The organism is Paenibacillus sp. FSL H8-0315, from assembly GCF_038005365.1.
Classification (GTDB): Bacteria; Bacillota; Bacilli; order Paenibacillales; family Paenibacillaceae; genus Paenibacillus_AQ; species Paenibacillus_AQ odorifer.
This window is the reverse complement of record NZ_JBBOTA010000001.1, coordinates 3,393,642-3,415,189: the sequence shown is the minus strand read 5'-3', so window position 1 is coordinate 3,415,189 and position 21,548 is coordinate 3,393,642. Positions and strand designations below refer to the sequence as shown.

At 47.1% G+C, this 21,548-nt stretch carries 17 protein-coding genes and 2 rRNA genes; all 19 read right to left on the bottom strand.

All coding sequences use genetic code 11. From position 1 onward, the window contains the following. Positions 1-90: 90 nt before the first annotated feature. Positions 91-3,017: ribosomal RNA gene (locus tag MHB56_RS14880) — 23S ribosomal RNA — on the bottom strand. 263 nt (positions 3,018-3,280) lie between these two features. Continuing rightward, positions 3,281-4,838 (bottom strand): 16S ribosomal RNA (locus tag MHB56_RS14875). Together the 16S and 23S rRNA genes form the textbook arrangement of a ribosomal RNA operon. Before the next feature lie 405 nt (positions 4,839-5,243). Next, entirely contained in the window at positions 5,244-6,761 is a 1,518-nt protein-coding gene (gene lysS / locus MHB56_RS14870; protein WP_038573979.1) for a lysine--tRNA ligase, read from the bottom strand. Between the two features lie 248 nt (positions 6,762-7,009). Next, positions 7,010-7,489, bottom strand: a complete 480-nt coding sequence (greA, locus tag MHB56_RS14865) for a transcription elongation factor GreA (RefSeq protein ID WP_036678719.1) — start codon at positions 7,487-7,489, stop codon at positions 7,010-7,012. A gap of 201 nt (positions 7,490-7,690) precedes the next feature. Further along, complete coding sequence (gene dusB, locus MHB56_RS14860; RefSeq protein WP_341143709.1) at positions 7,691-8,707, bottom strand: tRNA dihydrouridine synthase DusB; 1,017 nt, start codon at positions 8,705-8,707, stop codon at positions 7,691-7,693. 33 nt (positions 8,708-8,740) lie between these two features. Continuing rightward, on the bottom strand, positions 8,741-8,950 hold the full coding sequence (locus MHB56_RS14855; protein WP_076099929.1) for a helix-turn-helix domain-containing protein: 210 nt from the start codon (positions 8,948-8,950) through the stop codon (positions 8,741-8,743). Continuing rightward, the gene (folK, locus tag MHB56_RS14850) at positions 8,902-9,453 is read right to left on the bottom strand and encodes a 2-amino-4-hydroxy-6-hydroxymethyldihydropteridine diphosphokinase (RefSeq protein ID WP_036678725.1); all 552 of its coding nucleotides are present in this window, start codon (positions 9,451-9,453) and stop codon (positions 8,902-8,904) included. Before folK ends, MHB56_RS14855 begins: the two co-directional genes overlap by 49 nt. 11 nt (positions 9,454-9,464) lie before the next feature. Next, the gene (folB, locus tag MHB56_RS14845; protein ID WP_076138480.1) at positions 9,465-9,827 is read right to left on the bottom strand and encodes a dihydroneopterin aldolase; all 363 of its coding nucleotides are present in this window, start codon (positions 9,825-9,827) and stop codon (positions 9,465-9,467) included. Between the two features lie 30 nt (positions 9,828-9,857). Then, positions 9,858-10,715 carry a dihydropteroate synthase gene (gene folP / locus MHB56_RS14840; RefSeq protein ID WP_076186830.1) on the bottom strand — a complete coding sequence of 286 codons (858 nt, stop codon included), beginning with the start codon at positions 10,713-10,715 and terminating at the stop codon, positions 9,858-9,860. Then, positions 10,712-11,593, bottom strand: a complete 882-nt coding sequence (locus MHB56_RS14835) for an aminotransferase class IV (protein WP_076130082.1) — start codon at positions 11,591-11,593, stop codon at positions 10,712-10,714. Before MHB56_RS14835 ends, folP begins: the two co-directional genes overlap by 4 nt. Next, the gene (gene pabA / locus MHB56_RS14830; RefSeq protein ID WP_036678733.1) at positions 11,590-12,171 is read right to left on the bottom strand and encodes an aminodeoxychorismate/anthranilate synthase component II; all 582 of its coding nucleotides are present in this window, start codon (positions 12,169-12,171) and stop codon (positions 11,590-11,592) included. The genes MHB56_RS14835 and pabA overlap by 4 nt, the downstream gene beginning before the upstream one ends. Further along, positions 12,168-13,781 carry an anthranilate synthase component I family protein gene (locus MHB56_RS14825; protein WP_445667744.1) on the bottom strand — a complete coding sequence of 538 codons (1,614 nt, stop codon included), beginning with the start codon at positions 13,779-13,781 and terminating at the stop codon, positions 12,168-12,170. Before MHB56_RS14825 ends, pabA begins: the two co-directional genes overlap by 4 nt. 339 nt (positions 13,782-14,120) lie before the next feature. Beyond that, positions 14,121-15,059 (bottom strand): cysteine synthase A, encoded by a 939-nt coding sequence (cysK, locus tag MHB56_RS14820; RefSeq protein WP_036678737.1) that lies wholly within the window; start codon positions 15,057-15,059, stop codon positions 14,121-14,123. Positions 15,060-15,200: 141 nt separating this feature from the next. Next, on the bottom strand, positions 15,201-16,145 hold the full coding sequence (locus tag MHB56_RS14815) for a peptidylprolyl isomerase (RefSeq protein ID WP_081390648.1): 945 nt from the start codon (positions 16,143-16,145) through the stop codon (positions 15,201-15,203). Positions 16,146-16,154: 9 nt separating this feature from the next. After that, the gene (hslO, locus tag MHB56_RS14810; protein WP_341143708.1) at positions 16,155-17,039 is read right to left on the bottom strand and encodes an Hsp33 family molecular chaperone HslO; all 885 of its coding nucleotides are present in this window, start codon (positions 17,037-17,039) and stop codon (positions 16,155-16,157) included. A gap of 47 nt (positions 17,040-17,086) precedes the next feature. Next, positions 17,087-17,854, bottom strand: coding sequence for a type III pantothenate kinase (locus MHB56_RS14805; protein WP_036678745.1), 768 nt, complete (start codon positions 17,852-17,854; stop codon positions 17,087-17,089). Then, on the bottom strand, positions 17,851-18,726 hold the full coding sequence (nadC, locus tag MHB56_RS14800) for a carboxylating nicotinate-nucleotide diphosphorylase (RefSeq protein WP_076186819.1): 876 nt from the start codon (positions 18,724-18,726) through the stop codon (positions 17,851-17,853). The genes MHB56_RS14805 and nadC overlap by 4 nt, the downstream gene beginning before the upstream one ends. Next, on the bottom strand, positions 18,716-20,332 hold the full coding sequence (nadB, locus tag MHB56_RS14795; RefSeq protein WP_341143707.1) for an L-aspartate oxidase: 1,617 nt from the start codon (positions 20,330-20,332) through the stop codon (positions 18,716-18,718). The genes nadC and nadB overlap by 11 nt, the downstream gene beginning before the upstream one ends. Positions 20,333-20,371: 39 nt before the next feature. Then, on the bottom strand, positions 20,372-21,310 hold the full coding sequence (gene nadA / locus MHB56_RS14790) for a quinolinate synthase NadA (RefSeq protein ID WP_036678753.1): 939 nt from the start codon (positions 21,308-21,310) through the stop codon (positions 20,372-20,374). Positions 21,311-21,548 lie beyond the last annotated feature (238 nt).

Sequence of the window (21,548 nt, the reverse complement as noted above, 5' to 3'; positions counted from 1 at the left end):
GTTCTTCACCAGAAGTGAGAATTAATTTCTAAGCGTGTTACAGGCTTGATGCCTGAAAACTGAATCCGAAACGAATCTGCATTCTAAGTATAGGATAAGCCCTCGACCGATTAGTATTGGTCAGCTCCATGCATTGCTGCACTTCCACCTCCAACCTATCTACCTCGTCGTCTTCAAGGGGTCTTACTAATTGGGAAATCTCATCTTGAGGGGGGCTTCACGCTTAGATGCTTTCAGCGCTTATCCCGTCCGTACGTAGCTACCCAGCCATGCTCCTGGCGGAACAACTGGTGCACCAGCGGTACGTCCATCCCGGTCCTCTCGTACTAAGGACAGCTCCTCTCAAATTTCCTGCGCCCACGACAGATAGGGACCGAACTGTCTCACGACGTTCTGAACCCAGCTCGCGTACCGCTTTAATGGGCGAACAGCCCAACCCTTGGGACCTACTTCAGCCCCAGGATGCGATGAGCCGACATCGAGGTGCCAAACCTCCCCGTCGATGTGGACTCTTGGGGGAGATAAGCCTGTTATCCCCAGGGTAGCTTTTATCCGTTGAGCGATGGCCCTTCCATGCGGTACCACCGGATCACTAAGTCCGACTTTCGTCCCTGCTCGACTTGTAGGTCTCGCAGTCAAGCTCCCTTATGCCTTTGCACTCTGCGAATGATTTCCAACCATTCTGAGGGAACCTTGGAACGCCTCCGTTACTCTTTAGGAGGCGACCGCCCCAGTCAAACTGCCCGCCTGACACGGTCCCCGTACCCGGTAAGGGCACTAGGTTAGAACCTAGATACGATCAGGGTGGTATCCCAACGGCGCCTCCACCGAAGCTTGCGCTCCGATTTCTACGGCTCCCACCTATCCTGTACAGATCGTACCCAAATTCAATATCAAGCTGCAGTAAAGCTCCATGGGGTCTTTCCGTCTTGTCGCGGGTAACCTGCATCTTCACAGGTATTAAAATTTCACCGGATCTCTCGTTGAGACAGCGCCCAAGTCGTTACGCCATTCGTGCGGGTCAGAATTTACCTGACAAGGAATTTCGCTACCTTAGGACCGTTATAGTTACGGCCGCCGTTTACTGGGGCTTCGGTTCATAGCTTCGGGTTACCCCTAACCACTCCCCTTAACCTTCCAGCACCGGGCAGGCGTCAGCCCGTATACTTCGCCTTGCGGCTTCGCACAGACCTGTGTTTTTGCTAAACAGTCGCTTGGGCCTTTTCACTGCGGCCCCCTCGTGCTATTCACACTACCGGGGCACCCCTTCTCCCGAAGTTACGGGGTCATTTTGCCGAGTTCCTTAACGAGAGTTCTTCCGCGCGCCTTAGAATTCTCTTCTCGCCTACCTGTGTCGGTTTGCGGTACGGGCACCTTCTCCTGGCTAGAGGCTTTTCTTGGCAGTGTGAGATCATGACCTTCGCTACTATAATTTTCGCTCCCCATCACAGCCCAGCCTTAATGATGTGCGGATTTGCCTACACATCAGCCTCACTGCTTAGACGGACATCCATCAGTCCGCGTCACTACCCTCCTGCGTCACCCCATCGCTCATAGCGGATTACGGTGGTACAGTAATTTCAAACTGTTGTCCTTCGACTACGCCTTTCGGCCTCGCCTTAGGTCCCGACTTACCCTGAGCGGACGAGCCTTCCTCAGGAAACCTTGGGCTTTCGGCGGATCAGATTCTCACTGATCTTTTCGTTACTCATACCGGCATTCTCACTTGTGTAGTGTCCAGCGCTCTTTTCAGTACACCTTCAACCCCTACACAACGCTCCCCTACCCCAGATACATACGTATCTAGCCATAGCTTCGGTGGTGTGTTTAGCCCCGTTACATTTTCGGCGCAGAGTCACTCGACCAGTGAGCTATTACGCACTCTTTCAATGGTGGCTGCTTCTAAGCCAACATCCTGGTTGTCTGTGCAACTCCACATCCTTTCCCACTTAACACACACTTGGGGACCTTAGCTGATGGTCTGGGCTGTTTCCCTTTTGACAATGGATCTTAGCACTCACTGTCTGACTCCCGGCAATAAGTATATGGCATTCGGAGTTTGACTGAGCTTGGTAATCCTTGCGGACCCCGCACCCAATCAGTGCTCTACCTCCACTACTCTTATACCGAGGCTAGCCCTAAAGCTATTTCGGGGAGAACCAGCTATCTCCGAGTTCGATTGGAATTTCTCCGCTACCCCCACCTCATCCCCGCACTTTTCAACGTACGTGGGTTCGGGCCTCCAGTGCGTGTTACCGCACCTTCACCCTGGACAGGGGTAGATCACACGGTTTCGGGTCTACGTCCACATACTAATTCGCCCTATTCAGACTCGCTTTCGCTGCGGCTCCACCTTCTCGGCTTAACCTTGCATGTTAAACGTAACTCGCCGGTTCATTCTACAAAAGGCACGCCATCACCCATTAATAGGGCTCTGACTTTTTGTAAGCACACGGTTTCAGGTTCTATTTCACTCCCCTTCCGGGGTGCTTTTCACCTTTCCCTCACGGTACTGTTTCACTATCGGTCGCCAGGTAGTATTTAGCCTTAGCAGATGGTCCTGCTGGATTCATACGGGGTTTCACGTGCCCCGCACTACTCGGGATCCGTCTCGGAGAGAACACAGTTTAGGTTACAGGGCTTTTACCTCTATCGCGGGCCTTTCCAGACCTCTTCACCTACCATATTCCTTTGTAACTCCATGTGAGACGTCCCACAACCCCTAAGAGCAAGCTCTTAGGTTTAGGCTGTTCCGCGTTCGCTCGCCGCTACTGACGGAATCACTATTGTTTTCTCTTCCTCAGGGTACTTAGATGTTTCAGTTCCCCTGGTCTGCCTCTACATTTCCTATGTATTCAGAAATGAGTAACTGCGAATTACCACAGCTGGGTTTCCCCATTCGGACACCCCCGGATCAAAGCTTGCTTACAGCTCCCCGAGGCAGTTTCGTTGTTCGCCACGTCCTTCGTCGGCTCCTGGCGCCTAGGCATCCTCCGTGTGCTCTTATTAGCTTAACCTTGATTTTTCCGCAGGAAAATATCATACGATGACATTCTCTTTGGAATCATCTCACTAATAACATTTACTTGTTTACACAAGTTGCTAAAAGATGTTCTAAAACGCAAATTCGTTTCGGTATCCAGTTTTCAAGGATCAAGTCTTACTTGAGAGCTTAAACTCTCAAAACTGAGCAACGAGTGAGTAACAGGCCTAAACCTGAGTTTGTGGAAGTTAAACTTCCGATTTGAATGTTCTCATTGCAGAGAACGATTCTCCATAGAAAGGAGGTGATCCAGCCGCACCTTCCGATACGGCTACCTTGTTACGACTTCACCCCAATCATCTACCCCACCTTCGGCGGCTGGCTCCCTTGCGGGTTACCCCACCGACTTCGGGTGTTGTAAACTCTCGTGGTGTGACGGGCGGTGTGTACAAGACCCGGGAACGTATTCACCGCGGCATGCTGATCCGCGATTACTAGCAATTCCGACTTCATGCAGGCGAGTTGCAGCCTGCAATCCGAACTGAGACCGGCTTTGATGGGATTGGCTCCACCTCGCGGCTTCGCTTCCCGTTGTACCGGCCATTGTAGTACGTGTGTAGCCCAGGTCATAAGGGGCATGATGATTTGACGTCATCCCCACCTTCCTCCGGTTTGTCACCGGCAGTCACTCTAGAGTGCCCAACATTACTTGCTGGCAACTAAAGTTAAGGGTTGCGCTCGTTGCGGGACTTAACCCAACATCTCACGACACGAGCTGACGACAACCATGCACCACCTGTCTCCTCTGTCCCGAAGGCCGCTGCTATCTCTAGCAGATTCAGAGGGATGTCAAGACCTGGTAAGGTTCTTCGCGTTGCTTCGAATTAAACCACATACTCCACTGCTTGTGCGGGTCCCCGTCAATTCCTTTGAGTTTCAGTCTTGCGACCGTACTCCCCAGGCGGAGTGCTTACTGTGTTAACTTCGGCACCAAGGGTATCGAAACCCCTAACACCTAGCACTCATCGTTTACGGCGTGGACTACCAGGGTATCTAATCCTGTTTGCTCCCCACGCTTTCGCGCCTCAGCGTCAGTTACAGCCCAGAAAGTCGCCTTCGCCACTGGTGTTCCTCCACATATCTACGCATTTCACCGCTACACGTGGAATTCCACTTTCCTCTTCTGTACTCAAGCCACCCAGTTTCCAGTGCGACCTCAGGTTGAGCCCAAGGTTTAAACACCAGACTTAAATAGCCGCCTGCGCGCGCTTTACGCCCAATAATTCCGGACAACGCTTGCCCCCTACGTATTACCGCGGCTGCTGGCACGTAGTTAGCCGGGGCTTTCTTCTCAGGTACCGTCACTCCGGTAGCAGTTACTCTACCGGACGTTCTTCCCTGGCAACAGAGCTTTACGATCCGAAAACCTTCATCACTCACGCGGCGTTGCTCCGTCAGGCTTTCGCCCATTGCGGAAGATTCCCTACTGCTGCCTCCCGTAGGAGTCTGGGCCGTGTCTCAGTCCCAGTGTGGCCGTTCACCCTCTCAGGTCGGCTACGCATCGTCGCCTTGGTGGGCCGTTACCCCACCAACTAGCTAATGCGCCGCAGGCCCATCCCTCAGTGACAGATTGCTCCGTCTTTCATTCTTCTCTCAGGAGAAAAAAGAAATTATCCGGTATTAGCTACCGTTTCCGGTAGTTATCCCAGTCTGAAGGGCAGGTTGCCTACGTGTTACTCACCCGTCCGCCGCTAAGTTATTTTGAAAGCAAGCTTTCAAAATAACTCCGCTCGACTTGCATGTATTAGGCACGCCGCCAGCGTTCGTCCTGAGCCAGGATCAAACTCTCCAATTAGTATTGAAAAGAGCGATATGCTCATTTTGAAACATCTGACGAGAAAATTAATTCTCTAATTTGGATTTCACTTACGTGATTTCCCACTCACTCGTTGTTCAGTTTTCAAAGATCAAGTTCTCGTTGGCGCCGTTTAATGTCTCAGCAGCAACTCTTATACTATATCATGTTCGGCTATTTAATGTCAAGCTCTTTTTTTAACTTCTTTTTCGAGCTCGGCATGTGTACTTCTTGGCCGGACTTAGAATATATCATGTATGGAGATGCATTGCAAGAGTTTTTTTGAAACTAATATTAAATCTCTACATTCTATAGGAGCGATGAAGTGAAAGCACTGCTTCTAATCAACAGTAGCTGAGAGAACTGCCCTTAGACAGCTCCCTTAAGCCCTGTGTTCTATAGATACTATTCAGTACGGTTACGCATATGTGGAAACAGCAATACATCGCGAATCGATGCAGAATTGGTAAGCAGCATGATCAAACGGTCTACGCCGATTCCCAGTCCGCCAGTAGGCGGCATACCATATTCCAGGGCGCGGATGAAATCATCATCCATCTCATGAGCTTCGTCATTACCTTGCTCTTTCTCCTGGATCTGTGCCTCAAAGCGTTGACGTTGGTCAATCGGATCATTCAATTCACTAAATGCATTAGCGTGCTCACGACCCACAATAAACAGCTCAAAACGATCGGTAAAGCGTGGATCCTCATCGTTTTTCTTCGCAAGTGGTGAAATCTCAACAGGGTGTCCCATTACAAAGGTTGGCTGAATTAGAGTTTCCTCTACAAATTGCTCGAAGAAAGCGTTAAGGATATGACCGAACGTCATATGTTTCTCAACAGGCACACGATGTTCTTTTGCCAAAGCTTGTGCTTCGTCATCTGTCATGTGAACGCTGAAATCAACACCGGTTACTTCTTTAACAGCATCAACCATAGTTACACGACGCCATCCTGGAGACAGATTTACCTCTTTGCCTTGGTAATCCAGCAGTTGTGTACCTAATACCTCTTGGGCAATATGTGCAATCATATTCTCCGTGAGATTCATGATGTCCTTGTAGTCGGCATATGCTTCGTACAACTCAATCATAGTGAACTCTGGATTATGACGAGTCGACATTCCCTCGTTACGGTAGACACGGCCGATTTCATACACTTTTTCCAAACCGCCAACGATAAGGCGTTTCAAGTGAAGCTCGATAGCAATCCGCATATACAGCTGCATTTCAAGTGTGTTGTGGTAAGTAATAAACGGACGCGCAGCTGCTCCACCGGCGATCGTATGAAGTGTAGGTGTTTCAACTTCAAGATAACCAAGTGAATCCAAATAACGACGCATCGATTGAATAATTCTTGAACGGGCAATAAAGGTCTGTTGAACTTCCGGATTAATAATCAAATCAACATAGCGCTGGCGATAACGCAGTTCTACATCTTTAAGACCATGATATTTTTCAGGAAGTGGCAGCAGGGACTTGGACAAGACTTCGAGATTATGCACTTTGATGGAGGTCTCGCCTGTTTTGGTTTTGAATACTGTTCCACGAACGCCGATAATATCTCCCAGATCGAGAACATTAAACGCCGCGTATTGAGTTTCAGGAATGCTGTCTTGACGAACATAAAGCTGAATTCTTCCGCTAAGGTCCTGGATATGCGCAAAGCTGGCTTTACCCATAACGCGTTTTGCCATAATACGCCCAGCAATGCTCACTTCAACAGAAAGCTCGTCCAATTCCTCTTTGGAAAGTCCATCATACTTAGCTACGATATCGCCAGCGTTAGCTGTGCGCTCGTATTTTTTGCCAAAAGGATCAATACCAAGTCCTCTTAGCTCGTCCAGTTTGGCACGGCGGATCTGCAAAAGCTCACTAAGTTCGTTCTCTGCATTGTCCACATTGTTCATTTCCTCGGTCATGCGATTCATCCCCTTATAACTCAGTAATATCATATACACAAGAAGAAACGGCTCCGTCTCCATAGTTAGAGGACAGTCCCGTTCCAGCTCAAAATATAAGCAGTTTGTTTTACCTATCGTTTCTGGATGATTTGAAAAAAGCTTCCCTAAGGAAGCTTTCCCAAACATGTTCCCTTATCTACCTATGTACAGTGAAATGACTAATACATATGGCAGCACATCTATTTACAGACATTAAGGTCTGTATATTACTTCATTCTGATATCGAGAATTTTATATTGAATAACTCCTGCAGGTGTAGAAACATCAACTACCGTACCTATTTTTTTTCCGATAATAGCTTTGCCTACCGGACTTTCGTTGGAAATCTTGTTATTCAGTGGATCAGATTCTGCTGTACCTACGATCGTATACTCCATAGTGTCCCCATATTCCAAATCCTCGACACTTACAGTAACACCAATACTTACTACGTCAGTAACGATCTCGTCGCTATTGATGATACGCGCGTTGCGAAGCATCTTCTCCAAAGTGAGAACGCGTCCTTCGATAAAAGCTTGCTCATTCTTCGCGTCTTCATACTCCGAGTTCTCACTGATATCTCCGTAGCCAATCGCTACCTTAATCCGTTCAGCAACCTCACGGCGTTTTACGGATTTGAGGGTCTCCAGCTCATCTTCCAGACGTTTTAGCCCGTCCGGCGTAAGGATGACTTCTTTATCGCTCATCTCAACCGATTCTCCTGTCGTATACAATTATTGAAAACACCATACTATATGCTAATCTAGAAGGATAAGAACCCTCCCTGCTGCATTGCTCTTACTGTAACGGCGATTTTATACTGTGAAATTATATTGGAACCGCTACAAAATGTCAATGACACCACATATAAAGTCAGATGTGTTCAAATATCAGCAGAAAAAAGGCGATTATACAGCAGAAGAAGACATTTCAATGCCCTTGCTCTCTTCTTCATGCTTTAATTGAACGACAAAATCATTCAATATCCTCACCATTCCATCGCGTTTTGTTTCTGTCATAAGGACATCCTTCACTCTAGCGGCAGCCTTCAAGCCTTTTAAATACCAAGCCATATGCTTACGCATCTCACGGACAGCTACAGCTTCTCCCTTAAGAGCTACCAGACGATCCATATGAAGAATAGCAACCTTAATCTTCTCATCCAAACCAGGTTCAGGCATAAGCTCGCCGGTGCTCAAATATTGAATCGTACGATACAACATCCAAGGATTACCTAGTGCTCCACGCCCGATCATTACGCCATCGCAGCCAGTCTGATCCAACATAGCCCGAGCATCTTCAGGTGTATTAACATCTCCGTTGCCGATAACGGGAATGGAAACTGCTTCTTTTGCCATCTTGATGTAGTTCCAGTCCGCATGGCCTGTGTAAAGCTGCTCGCGGGTACGACCGTGTACGCTGACAGCCTTACCCCCGGCACGTTCAACCGCACGCGCATTATCTTCGACAAAAATATGGTCGCTATCCCAGCCAATCCGCATTTTCACGGTTACCGGTTTATCGACAACATCGACAACCGCAGAGACCATTTCATAGATTTTGTCGGGATTCAAAAGCCAGCGGGCTCCCGCATCACATTTAGTCACTTTTGGCACTGGGCATCCCATATTGATATCGATAATATCAGCATGGGTTTCTTTATCAACGACTTTAGCTGCTTGCACCAGTGATGCTCTATCCCCGCCAAAAATCTGCAAACTAAGCGGTTTCTCCCGTTCATCTACAAACAACATTTCGCGAGTACGTGTATTTCCGTGAATAATGGCCTTATCGCTTACCATTTCCGCACAGACCAGACCTGTACCAAATTCCTTAGCGATCAGACGAAAAGCCGGATTGCACACGCCAGCCATAGGTGCCAGAACAACCTGATTTTTCATCTCGATATCGCCAATCTTCAGCATTCGTATCACTTCCTGCCTTTTAATTCTTGGAAATTATGAGTTGGGATCCACAAGCTCTTCTGTTGTAACCCCTAGAACATTCGCAATTTTATCTAAAATTTGATCTTCTAATCGTCTGTTACCCCTCTCGACTGCACCAAGCACAGCCAAGGAAATTCCGGCAAGATCCGCAAGATCCTGTTGAGTATACCCTTTTAGCTTACGGAATGCCCTGACCCTCCGTCCCAAACGCTTGTTGTCCACAACCGAATTCCTTCCTTCCCGTCTATGTCTTGAAGCGCTGCTGTAATCAGCTTGCGAAGTCCGGAAGATTGTTCATTCTGTGGAACGATGTCACTGAGCGGAAACAATACAAAAGCACGCTCTAACATGCGTGGATGCGGTAACGTTAAATGTGGTGTATCGAGTACCTGACCCTCAACCCACAACAAATCCAAATCTACCGTTCTCGGTCCATAGCGGATATCCCGGATACGACCCAGCTGCGTTTCAATCCCCAACATCACTTCCAGCAAGGACTCGGGCGCAAGTGTCGTTCGCAAAGCTGCTGCCATATTGAGAAACTGCGGCTGATCTAAATAACCTACTGGCTCTGTCTCGTAAACTTTGGAGCAGCGGACCACCGATATTTCATCATGAGCGTCCAGTCTGTTCAAAGCCTCTGACAGTGTGCCCTCGCGGTCACCCAAATTAGCCCCTAAAGCAATATAAGCCTCTGATTCTTCAGAGGTGGAATGTATATTCATGGACCTTGTTCTCACTTTCTAGTTCTGCGCAGCTCTACAGTCACTCCCTGAAAATGAATGTCGAAAGGCGGATGAGGTTTAGTTACCTTAACCGTTACTGCATTGATAACAGTATAAGTGTCCAGTACGGAGGATGCAATATATTCTGCCAAAGCTTCAATCAACTTAAAAGACTTTATTTCGACAATATTTTTGACTAATTCATGAACTTCAGCATAATTCACAGTTTGATTCAAATCATCATTCAAGCCCGCACCCTGCAAATCAAGCTCAAGCTCTAAATCAATGTAAAAACGTTGTCCCAGCTTACGCTCTTCCTCAAATACACCGTGGTATCCGTAATATTCCATGCGATGCATTGTCATTTTATCCATGATTAATCCGCCCTTTTTCGTAAAATATAGCTATTCACGCACCACTGGAGGTGCAGCATACAACATCGCATCACACATCTTAACCGTTCGTTTAATTAGAGATACATCATGTACACGTACGATCTGGCAACCCTGAGCAATACCAAAAGCTACTGTAGCTGCGGTGCCTTCCACAACATCATCAGACGGCAAATCAAGTACCGTGCGGATGAATTTTTTGCGGGATGTCGCCAGTAACAACGGATAGCCTAACTCAGTCAACCCGTCTAAAAGCATCATTGCCTGCAGGTTTTCATTATAATCCTTAGCAAAGCCGATACCTGGATCCAATATGATATTGGCCGGCTTAACACCTGCGGCTAACGCAAGATCAATACTTTCCTTAAGGTCAGCCGACATATCCGCACTCAGATTCGTATAATTACGGTCCTGCCGGTTATGCATCAAAATAATAGGACAGTCAGCAGCAGCGGCCACTGCCGCCATTTCCGGATCAGCCTTACAACCCCATATATCATTAATGATATGGGCACCCGCAGCCATAGCTTGGCGGGCTACCTCAGCTTTATAGGTATCGATGGATAACGGAAGATGAGGTGCCGCCTTATGAATACTCTCGATCACAGGCAATACACGGGCTAACTCCTCTTCAAGTCCCACCGGTTGATGACCAGGACGAGTAGATTCACCGCCGATATCAATAATATCAGCACCCTCTGCAGCCATACGCAGCGCATGCTCAACGGCTTTGTCCGGATGATCCCAAAGTCCTCCATCTGAAAAAGAATCAGGGGTAACATTAAGGATGCCCATAATCAATGTTCGATTTCCTAACTCCAAGTCTGTATTTCCACAACGGTATGTCCGCTTAAAGAGGACTGGTCTCATTTCGCAATCGCCGTCCTATCTCTATATAATGAAATCAAGCCAGCAGTAATTGTTCCACACTGGCCAGTACCTATAGTAAATCTTGCATCTCCGTGCCACACCCCGGTAACAGGAACAATTTCTTGTACGGAATTGGTAAGAAACACTTCATCAGCAGCTTTCAACTGCTCCCAGTGATATGTTCCTTCTTCAACACTAAGGCCTGCACTAAGAGCCAGCTCCAGCACCATTTCCCGGGTAATTCCCGGAAGAATGCCTGTGGTGAGATCTGGGGTATAGAGCCTGTTGTTTTTAATAAAAAAGATGTTGCTGACAATGCCCTCCGCAATAAATTCTTCTGCCGTCAGCATTAGTCCTTCAGCACCATTTGCCGCAGAAGCATACCCTCTAAGCTCACGCTTAGCCAGAATGTTATTCATATAATGCAGCGACTTGAATCGCACTGTTCCCTCAGGAGTATTACGCCGCAAGGACAACAGCTGCAGCTCTTTGCCTTCACTGTTAAGCTTATCTGGTACTTTCGGCAGCGCTTTGATGTACAACAAATGATTGGGCTTTTGATAATCACCAGCAGGTAATCCGAGAATATCCTCACCGGCTGTTACGGTATAGCGTATATAAGCTTCTTTTAATTCATTTTTGTCCATGACGCGCTTAATCCAGTCAAGTAGATGTGCCGCTTCTGCCTCAAATGGAATGCCCAGTTCCTTGCACCCCTCTGCCATACGCTTCAAATGACGCTCCAGCAAAAAGGGAACTCCCCCATAGGTCCGAAAGGTTTCGAACAAGCCAATGCCGTACAAAAAGCCGTGATCCAAGGCAGAAACCACGGCTTCTCGGGCGTCAATGACACCATTGTTAAATCCTATATATTTCATGCCGTTTCTCCGGCTCTCCGTTTCAAGAAATTACGCAGCATCGTATGACCATGATCCGTAATAATAGATTCCGGGTGGAACTGCACACCTTCAATAGGGTATTCTTTATGGCGCAATGCCATAATCTCCCCCTCTTCAGTCTCAGCCGTAATCTCCAAGCAATCTGGGAGACTCTCCCGCTCTACAATCAGTGAATGATATCGGGTAGCTGTAAATGGAGACTCCAGACCTTCAAAAACTGAGGTCCCGTTATGGTAAATAGGCGATGTCTTCCCATGCATCAAACGCTCAGCACGGATGACATTGCCACCAAATGCTTGTCCAATCGCTTGATGTCCAAGGCATACGCCGAAGATCGGAATGATCCCCTTGAAATGATGCAACAATTCCAGACTAATTCCCGCTTCATTTGGTGTACATGGGCCTGGTGAAATCAGAATATGGTCAGGTGCCAGTTTTTCAATCTCTTCGATGGTAATTTCATCATTGCGGTGCACTTTAACCTCTTCCCCAAGCTCACCTAAATACTGTACGAGGTTATACGTAAAGGAATCATAATTATCGATGACCAAGATCACAGTGCTACTCCCCCTTCGGCTCCGCTGGTAGCTGGCAATTCCTGCTGCAGTTCACTACAGAGTACTGCCTTCACTACCGCTTTGGCTTTATTATGGCATTCACGGTATTCACGGTAGGGATCAGAATCGATCACTATGCCGGCACCTGTCTGAATATATCCGACCCCGTCTTTTACAGCCAGCGTTCTTATAATAATATTTAATTCCATATTGCCGTTATAGTCAATAAAACCCATCGAACCTGTATAGGGTCCCCGTCGAACCGGCTCCAGTTCTTCGATAATCTCCATTGTCCTTACCTTGGGAGCCCCTGTGATGGTTCCCCCCGGGAATAAAGCTGCAATAACCGCATAAGCGTCTTTATCCGGCGCAATCTGGCCCTCTACCTGCGAAACGAGATGCATCACATGAGAGTAGCGCTCCACCGTCATCAGCTCCGGCACGCTGACGGAACCGTATGCAGCGACACGTCCGATGTCGTTGCGTTCCAGATCGACAAGCATGATATGCTCGGCGATCTCTTTTTCGCTCCCGCGAAGCTCCGCCTCCATGGCGGCATCCTCCGCGGGAGTGAGTCCCCGGCGCCGGGTGCCGGCGATGGGCCGGGCGCTCACTTTGTCCCCATGCAGCTTGACGAGCAGCTCTGGTGAGGCGCTGGACAGCGCGAAGCCGGGCGACCGCAAGAGCCCCATGTACGGGGACGGGTTGAGCTTGCGCAGCCACTCGTAAACATCCTCCGGCGAGGACTTCAGCTGCGCCTCCTGGCGCAGCGAGAGGTTCACTTGGAAGACATCGCCTTGGCGGATGTATTCCTGAACGTCCAGCACTGCCTGCTGAAACTTCTCAGGCGAGAAAGCCGAGGCCATGCCCGGCCACTCTCCTGATGAAACTGTAAGGGCCTCAATGCTGCCCACGGCCTCATCATCCAATCCTGCAGCTGAAGATATCAGCTGCCACTGCTCTACCATTTGTCCAGCCTGTTCTATACTGCCAAGATAGAGATTTTGCAGATCCTCCAGCCCACAGTCTGCTGGAACTGGAACGTGGACAGCACAATACAGCACATGCTCTTCGTGATCATAAATCCATATCTCGTCAAACCTCATAAAAAGATAATCAGGAAAATCAGGATCATCTTGGGCAAGAGACGGCAATCGTTCCAAAGAACGAACCACATCATAACCAAGGAATCCAATACATCCACCAGAGAAAGGAGGAACATCTTCAACCTTTAACTTAGGCGACGTAAAATCCGACATCCATTGCTGCAGTAGCTCCAGCGGTTGTCCATGCAGTGTTGTTGCCTCAGGTGTCCTCTCCTCGTTCACTGATGCTGATTCCAAAGATTCAGTAGGGAAGCTAAATACTTCCGCGTTATCCTCCTTGCCCTTCAATATCGAAACAGGATTTAAGCCCAAGTACGTATAACGGCCACCCTTACCACTTTCTAAAACTACAGAATACTGGGAAGCTAACTCCCAGGCTTTCTCCCAGGACGCGGGTAATTCGTTGGTGCACCGGGGGGATTTTATAATCAAGGGAAACATGCTCCAGTCTTCAGCAGCCCATTGTTCCCACTCGTTCCAGGTTGTTATGATTTCCAAAGCCATCCTCCTAAAAGTTTTATGAAGCCATTACTTCGTAGACATCACTTCGCAATAAAACTCGCTTCGTAAGCATTTGCTTAGTTTTGTCCAATCGTCAGTAGTATATTGCCTGTCAGTATACTGTACTTAAGGCATTATTGAAAAGCCCTCAGCGATAGGAAATTATTATGATTTTTTCGTTTTCTGCAAAAACCAGAGCTTTTTTCAACAATAATAAAATTACCACGTCTAGCCTGCCATATATGCAAAGTACTAAATGCCTTTTAAATCAACGAAAAGAGTCTCCATCACCACCAAAAAAGTGGTATGAAGACTCTTATAGATTTACGTTATTGCAAACAATTACGCTTCGAAATTGTAAAGTGGTGTGCTCAGGTAACGTTCGCCGTTACTTGGGATAATGACTACTACTTTTTTGCCAGGGCCTAAATCTTTAGCTACTTTAAGAGCGGCAAATACAGCAGCACCTGAAGAAATACCAGACAAGACGCCTTCTTCTTTAGCTACACGACGTGCAGTTTCGAAAGCTTCATCATTCTCAACGTGGATGATTTCATCATAAATATCTTGGTTCAGAATCTCAGGGATGAAGTTAGCTCCGATACCCTGGATTTTGTGAGGACCTGGTTTGCCTCCAGCCAAGATTGGGGAAGCAGCAGGTTCTACAGCATAGATCTTAATATCAGGATATTGGCTTTTCAGCACTTCACCCGCACCAGTGATCGTTCCGCCTGTTCCGATACCTGCAATAAAAGCATCCAAAGGACCGCCGATGGATTCAATAGCGTCAATAATTTCAGGTCCAGTAGTCTCACGGTGAATCTTCACGTTCGCTTTATTCTTGAATTGCTCGGATGGGAAATAGCTTGGGTTCTCTTTCAGAATTTCGTCTGCTTTCTTAACCGCACCATTCATACCTTCCGATCCTGGGGTCAGCACCAATTCCGCTCCATATGCGCGAAGGAGATTACGGCGCTCCAAGCTCATTGTTTCCGGCATTACGATAACTGCTTTATAACCTTTAGCAGCAGCTACAAGTGCCAGGCCGATACCAGTGTTACCACTAGTAGCTTCTACAATCGTACCTCCCGGTTTCAGTAGACCTTCACGCTCAGCTTCTTCCACGATGCTGATTGCAATCCGGTCTTTTACGCTTGATCCCGGGTTCTGATATTCCAATTTCAAATAAATATCTGCGGAGCCTTCCTGTGCCAGACGATTCAAACGAACGAGCGGAGTACCTCCGATCAATTCTGTTACGTTGTTAACGACTTTAGCCATGAGCAAAAACCTCCTTAGAATGATAAATGCGATATAAGAACGTAAATTATGACTTTATGCTTCTGTGTATGGAGTTTAAATTGTTGACCACCGTCAGTTATTTCCGACTAAAACGGTAGGGTTTACGTTAATATCATATTATCAATCTTGCAGGCTGTTGTCAATATTTATTGATACCTCATATTTATTGCGTAAATCGCTTTCCACCTGCTGCAAGGGAGGGGCTTGCTCCAAAGCCAGCTCTTGACGTACAAGCGCCCGAATTTCTTTCTGATCCGGCATTTCTGGAGAGTGAATACTCTCCAAGCGGATAATGGCGAAGTCTTCCCCTGTCTCGATTGGACCGGCTATATCACCCACATCCAATCCAGCGGCAGTCTTTAACATTCCCTCTGGCCAAAAAGGGTCATCTTCCTCTACTTTGCCTAAGCTGCCTCCGTGCTGCCGACTCTCATCATCAATAGACACTTCCCTAGCCAAATCAGCGAAATCCTCACCCTGTTCCAAGCGATCCATTACCTGCTGGCCTTCCTCATAGGATGAGACCTTGATCATAGAAAGCTGCATTTCCTTTTTTGGAATGAAGCGCTCGGCATTTTGCTCTAAATAAGCATCTATATCGGCATCACTGATTGTAATGCCCACCGTGGCTATCGCTTGTAAGGACAGACGATAAGCTGTCTCTGCGAACACTTCCTGACGAGATAATCCGAGCTGAGATTGCATTTGAGCATAATATTGCGCTTCTGATTCGTACCCAACTATAGTGCGTGCCAGTTCCTGCTTAACCTCATCGTCTGTCACGGTAATTCCTAATGCCTTAGCTTCCATGTTCACGACAATATGGTTAAGCATACTGATTAACACTTCTTCTCCATGCTTTTTTTTGAGCTCATCCATCCACTGCTGATCCGTTATCGGTTGTCCGCCTGCAGTCGCTACATCCGGTGATTCATTGTCTGTTGTATCTCCTTTAAGAAGGGCCATGGCGCGCAAACTCCAGAATAATAGACCCCCGAGCATTAAAGTTGCAACAGCTAGAATAATAACCGTATTGCGAAGTGCACGTTCCTGTCTCGTCATCATCCCAATACCCTACGAATTCGCTTGTTCTAAAATGACCTGTAAATCGTCCTTATTGAAAACATAAGCCTCATTGCAAAAATGGCATACGACTTCAGCCTGTTCATCTTCTGCAATTAATCTCTCCAGTTCATCCCGTCCTAAGCTAACCAATGTCTGCTCTACCCGCTCACGCGAACACTGACAAGCAAAGTTAATATCCAGTTCATCCATAACCACTGCATCCGGCAACAGGTAGCGCAGCATTTCTTCTGGCTCCAGCCCCTGATCGAGAAGCGCTGTTACAGAAGGCATCGCCCCTACAGCTTTTTCAATCTCTGTGATCTCCGCATCAGTCAGACCAGGAAGAAGCTGAACAATAAATCCTCCAGCCACAATTACTGACTCATCGGTATCTACCAGTACACCTAGGCCGACCGCAGCTGGAGTTTGCTCAGAAACCGCAAAATAATAGGTGAAATCATCGCCAAGCTCCCCGGAGATAATAGGAATACTACCTCTGTACGGCTCTTTCATACCTAAATCTTTTATAACATCAATGAACCCTTCAGTTCCCACCGCTCCAGCTACATCCAGCTTCCCCATGCTATTGCTCGGTAAATGAATGTGAGGATTATGCACATAACCACGCACTTCTCCCAATGCATTGGATTCTGCAACGATTTGTCCGATCGGTCCATTCCCTTTAACCATAATACTCAGCTTCTCACTACCCTTGAGCATAGCGCCCATCATGGCTGCAGCGGTAACTGTACGTCCCATTGCGGCTGTAGCCGTTGGATACGTATCGTGTCTGCGTCTTAGTTCTTCAACCAATTCAGTTGTGCGGGCAGCAAACGCTCTCACTTTACCATTAAGAGCCGTGCCGCGGATTAGTCGATCCTTCTTTTTTTCCATTGGGTGCATAGCCCTCCTATCTCTTCGCCTTTTAGGCTTCTTTATCTTTATTGGTTACGATCGTAAATAATTCTTAATCCTTCTAGCGTTAACATAGGATTTACTTCATCGATACAGTCCGTTTCACCCGCAATTAGCGAGGCAAGGCCTCCGGTCGAAATAACCTTCAGTTCGGGAGCGTTCATCTCGACTTTAATTCGTTTAACAATGCCCTCAACCTGACCCGCATAGCCAAAAATAATCCCGGCCTGCATCGCGTGCACCGTATTACGCCCGATGACCTTTTTAGGCTTCTCCAATTCAATTCGCGGCAGCTTAGATGCCCGCTGGTATAATGCCTCCGTTGAAATGCCTAGACCGGGGACAATCGCGCCACCAAGATAATTAGCACCTGCATCAATGCAATCAAAAGTCGTAGCCGTACCAAAATCAACAACGACAAGTGGACATTTGTATTGTTCAATCGCAGCAACTGCATTAACAATCCGGTCTGCGCCAATTTCACGCGGATTCTCATAACGTAAGTTAAGCCCCGTCTTAATTCCTGGTCCAACAATCAATGGGTCTTTCCCTATATATTTAATACACATATCCTCAATAGTCTTAACTAGTGGCGGAACAACCGAAGATATAATTACACCTTCAACGTCTTTGACAGATATACCTGACATGTGAAAAAGATTGTGTATCATTACTCCATATTCATCCACGGTCGATTGACGCGCAGTACTTAGCCGAAAATGATGCAGCAATTCGCGTTTTCTATATACACCGAGAACAATATTGGTATTACCGATATCGACAGCAAGCATCATGACAAAGGCCCTTCCTTCTTGGCATTAAGGTCTAGACTGATATCCAGACTGGAGAAGGAGTACGTAAGGCGCCCGACAGAAATCACATCCACACCCGTTTCAGCAATCCCGCGTAAGGTTTCTAACGATACATTGCCAGAAGCCTCTGTCTTAACATGCGGAGCTTTCGATTTAATCCTAGCCACGGCTTGCTTCATCATATTGTTAGACATGTTATCGAGCATTATAATATCAGCACCTGCTGCCAGCGCCTCTTCGACTTGCTCTAAATTCTCGGTCTCCACTTCGATGCTCATCGTATGCGGGATGTTCTTCCGGGCACGACCTACAGCCTGCCGAATACCACCTGCGCCTTTGATATGATTATCCTTGATCATAACTGCATCATATAACCCAAAACGGTGATTAAAGCCTCCACCAATACGAACAGCATATTTCTCCAGCATCCGGTGACCTGGTGTTGTCTTACGTGTGTCCACTAGACGAGTCGGTAATCCCTCCAGCACCTGCACGAAAGAAGCTGTACGTGATGCCACACCCGAAAGACGCTGCATCAAGTTAAGCGCAAGCCGCTCACCTGTTAGAATCGCATGTGTGCTGCCCTCAACCTCAATAATTACTGTCCCTTTAGTTACAGCTTGGCCTTCTTCGACAAGGGCTGTAAAACTAAGTGCCGGATCCACAATTTCAAAGACCAGCTCTGCAATTGGAATGCCACAAATTATACCGTCTTCCTTGGCATGAATAATCCCTTTGGACTCATGGCCCACTGGAATCGTCATCTGCGTGGTTACATCTCCGGAACCAACATCTTCCCGCAACCAAGCCTTGATGGATTGTACTAGCTCTTCATTGTAACCATTAAACATCATCGCTTAATTCCTCCACTATTCCCAGTTCGCGAATTTGAAGCAGGTGCTTACGCCACTGATCATCATCCCGCTGCGGATAATCCTCACGGTAATGTGCCCCACGGCTCTCTTCCCGTGCCAGAGCAGACTCTGTCACAAGCAAACAGCAGGTCAGCATATTAGCAAATTCATATTCCTCACGTTTGGACAATGCTGATCCAAAGATTGGCAGCTGTCGTTTTAATTCATCTAGTCCTTTAAGTAACATCTCTTCGTTACGACGTAGTCCGGCATATCGAACCATTACCTTCTGTAGCTTCAAACGACGTTCCACAATAGCTTGAGTTGGCGAATCTACACGTCCCTCGTTACTGTTAACCGATAAAACATCACGGTCCAGCGGGGAAAGCTCATGAATCCGATCAATAATACGCTGTCCGAATACAATGGCCTCAGATAATGAATTACTAGCTAAACGGTTAGCGCCATGCAGGCCTGTGGAGGAAACCTCTCCGCAAGCAAACAGACGTGGGATAGTGCTCTCTCCATTCAGATCGGTCTTAATCCCCCCCATCATATAATGCGCAGCGGGAGCCACTGGAATCCAATCACTTGTAATATCCAGTCCATAGCCCATACATGTCTCATATATTGTGGGAAACCGATGCTTCACCATCTCTGGAGATTCATGTGTAATATCCAAATAAACGAACGTTGATTTAGTATGTTCCATTTCATTTACAATGGCTCGTGCTACAATATCCCGCGGAGCTAGCTCAAGCAGGTCATGATAACGTTCCATGAACCGTTCTCCATTAATATTGCGCAAGACTGCTCCTTCCCCACGCACAGCTTCGGAGATTAAAAATCTAGGAGCTCCTGGGTAACTAAGTGCTGTAGGATGAAATTGAATAAATTCCATATCTCGTATATGAGCCCCAGCGCGATAGGCGATCGCTACACCATCTCCTGTAGCTACTTCAGGGTTGGTGGTGTAACGATATAACTGTCCTGCTCCACCAGAGCACAAAATGGTTGCATCTCCTTGCAGGAACAAACGACCACCACCGGGCCGCTGCAATAATGCACCTACACATTCTCCACCTTCAGTGATGAGATCGATAACATAATGATCATCCCAGACCTCGATATTCTCATGTTCGGCTACCTGTTCCGCCAATGCACGAACAATCTCATAACCTGTAGCATCCCCATTAGCATGCAAAATACGGCGGTGGCTGTGCGCTCCTTCCTGAGTCAAAGCCAATACCCCATCTTCCCTATCAAACAGAGTTCCTAAGCGTATTAACTCATGAACGCCTTCCGGCCCTTCATTAACAAGTGCATCGACAGCTGTTGAGGAGCAAAGACCTGCTCCGGCCATTAAGGTATCCTGCCGGTGGTAAGCAGGGGAATCATCCTCAGCTATAACAGCTGCGATCCCCCCCTGTGCATAGCGAGTATTACTTTCCATTACTGATTTCTTTGTGATCATTATGACACGCCGATCTTCACTGGCTTTAATAGCCGTGAATAACCCGGCAATCCCTGAACCAATAACAATACAATCTGTCTTTACCGTAGGAATATCCCGAAGATCAAAATCAACCAAATATTGTGGAATCATGACCGCTTTTCACCTGTTTCAACGAAAGAGTAGCGCATGCTACCGGACTTGTAGCATGCGCTCTAGGGATGTTCTGGCTTTGTCGGCGACAGCAGGCGGTACATAGATTTGTGGCTTCATCGTCTCCAGGCATTTCACCAGTTTTTTTAGATTATTAACTTTCATATTAGGACAAACAAGAAATTTGGTAGCAAAATGGAATTCTTTATCTGGACTATCCTTACGAAGCTGATATCCGGTACCATCTTCCGTTCCAACGATAAATTGCTTACGATCCGATTTCCGGCAATACTCCAGAATTGATGTAGTGCTGCCTACATAGTCACCCATGGCGACTACTTCAGGACGACACTCTGGATGAACTACAAATTCCGCATCTGGATATTTTGCTCTCATTTCTACTACATCTTTGACGGTCAACATGTCGTGAGTGTTGCAATAGCCTTCCCAAATAATCAGCTTCTTGCCCGTCTGATCTTGTACATATTGACCAAGATTCTTATCTGGGACCCAAATAATCTCTTCGGCATCAAGGGATTCGATTACTTTCACAGCATTAGCAGAGGTACAACAAATATCGGTTTCTGCTTTAATCTCGGCGGACGAGTTGATATAAGTGACTACTTTAGCATTTGGATGTTGAGCTTTTAGCTTACGCAAACCGTCTACATTGACCATATCTGCCATTGGACAGCCTGCACGTTCATCAGGAATAAGGACGGTTTTGTTCGGGGCTAGAATTTTTGCACTTTCCCCCATGAAATGAACACCGCAGAATACAATAACTTCTGCATCTGTCTCTGCAGCCTTCTGAGCGAGTAAAAAAGAGTCGCCCCGGAAATCGGCAACCTCCTGAATTTCATCACGTTGATAATAATGAGCTAAAATGATTGCGTTTCGTTCCTTTTTAAGCTGTTCAAGACGTATACGAAGTTCTCGATTCTGTTCCTGCTTGCGCTCAAGCGCCAGAGCTTCCACCGATTGTTCTCCCCCTTAAATCCTCGCGGCTTTTCGCCGACATGATGTTATCAAATGGCATGCGCCATCATGGTGAAAAAATGAACATGCTGATATAAATAGTAAGTAATATTAATCACTAATGTACACAACGTTCCAGCCCCTGTCAATGTAACTGGACAGGCTTTAAGGCATAGAATCCCTTAAAAATTAAAATAAAAAATCCGGAGAACAGTTACGTTCTCCGGATAAATTTACA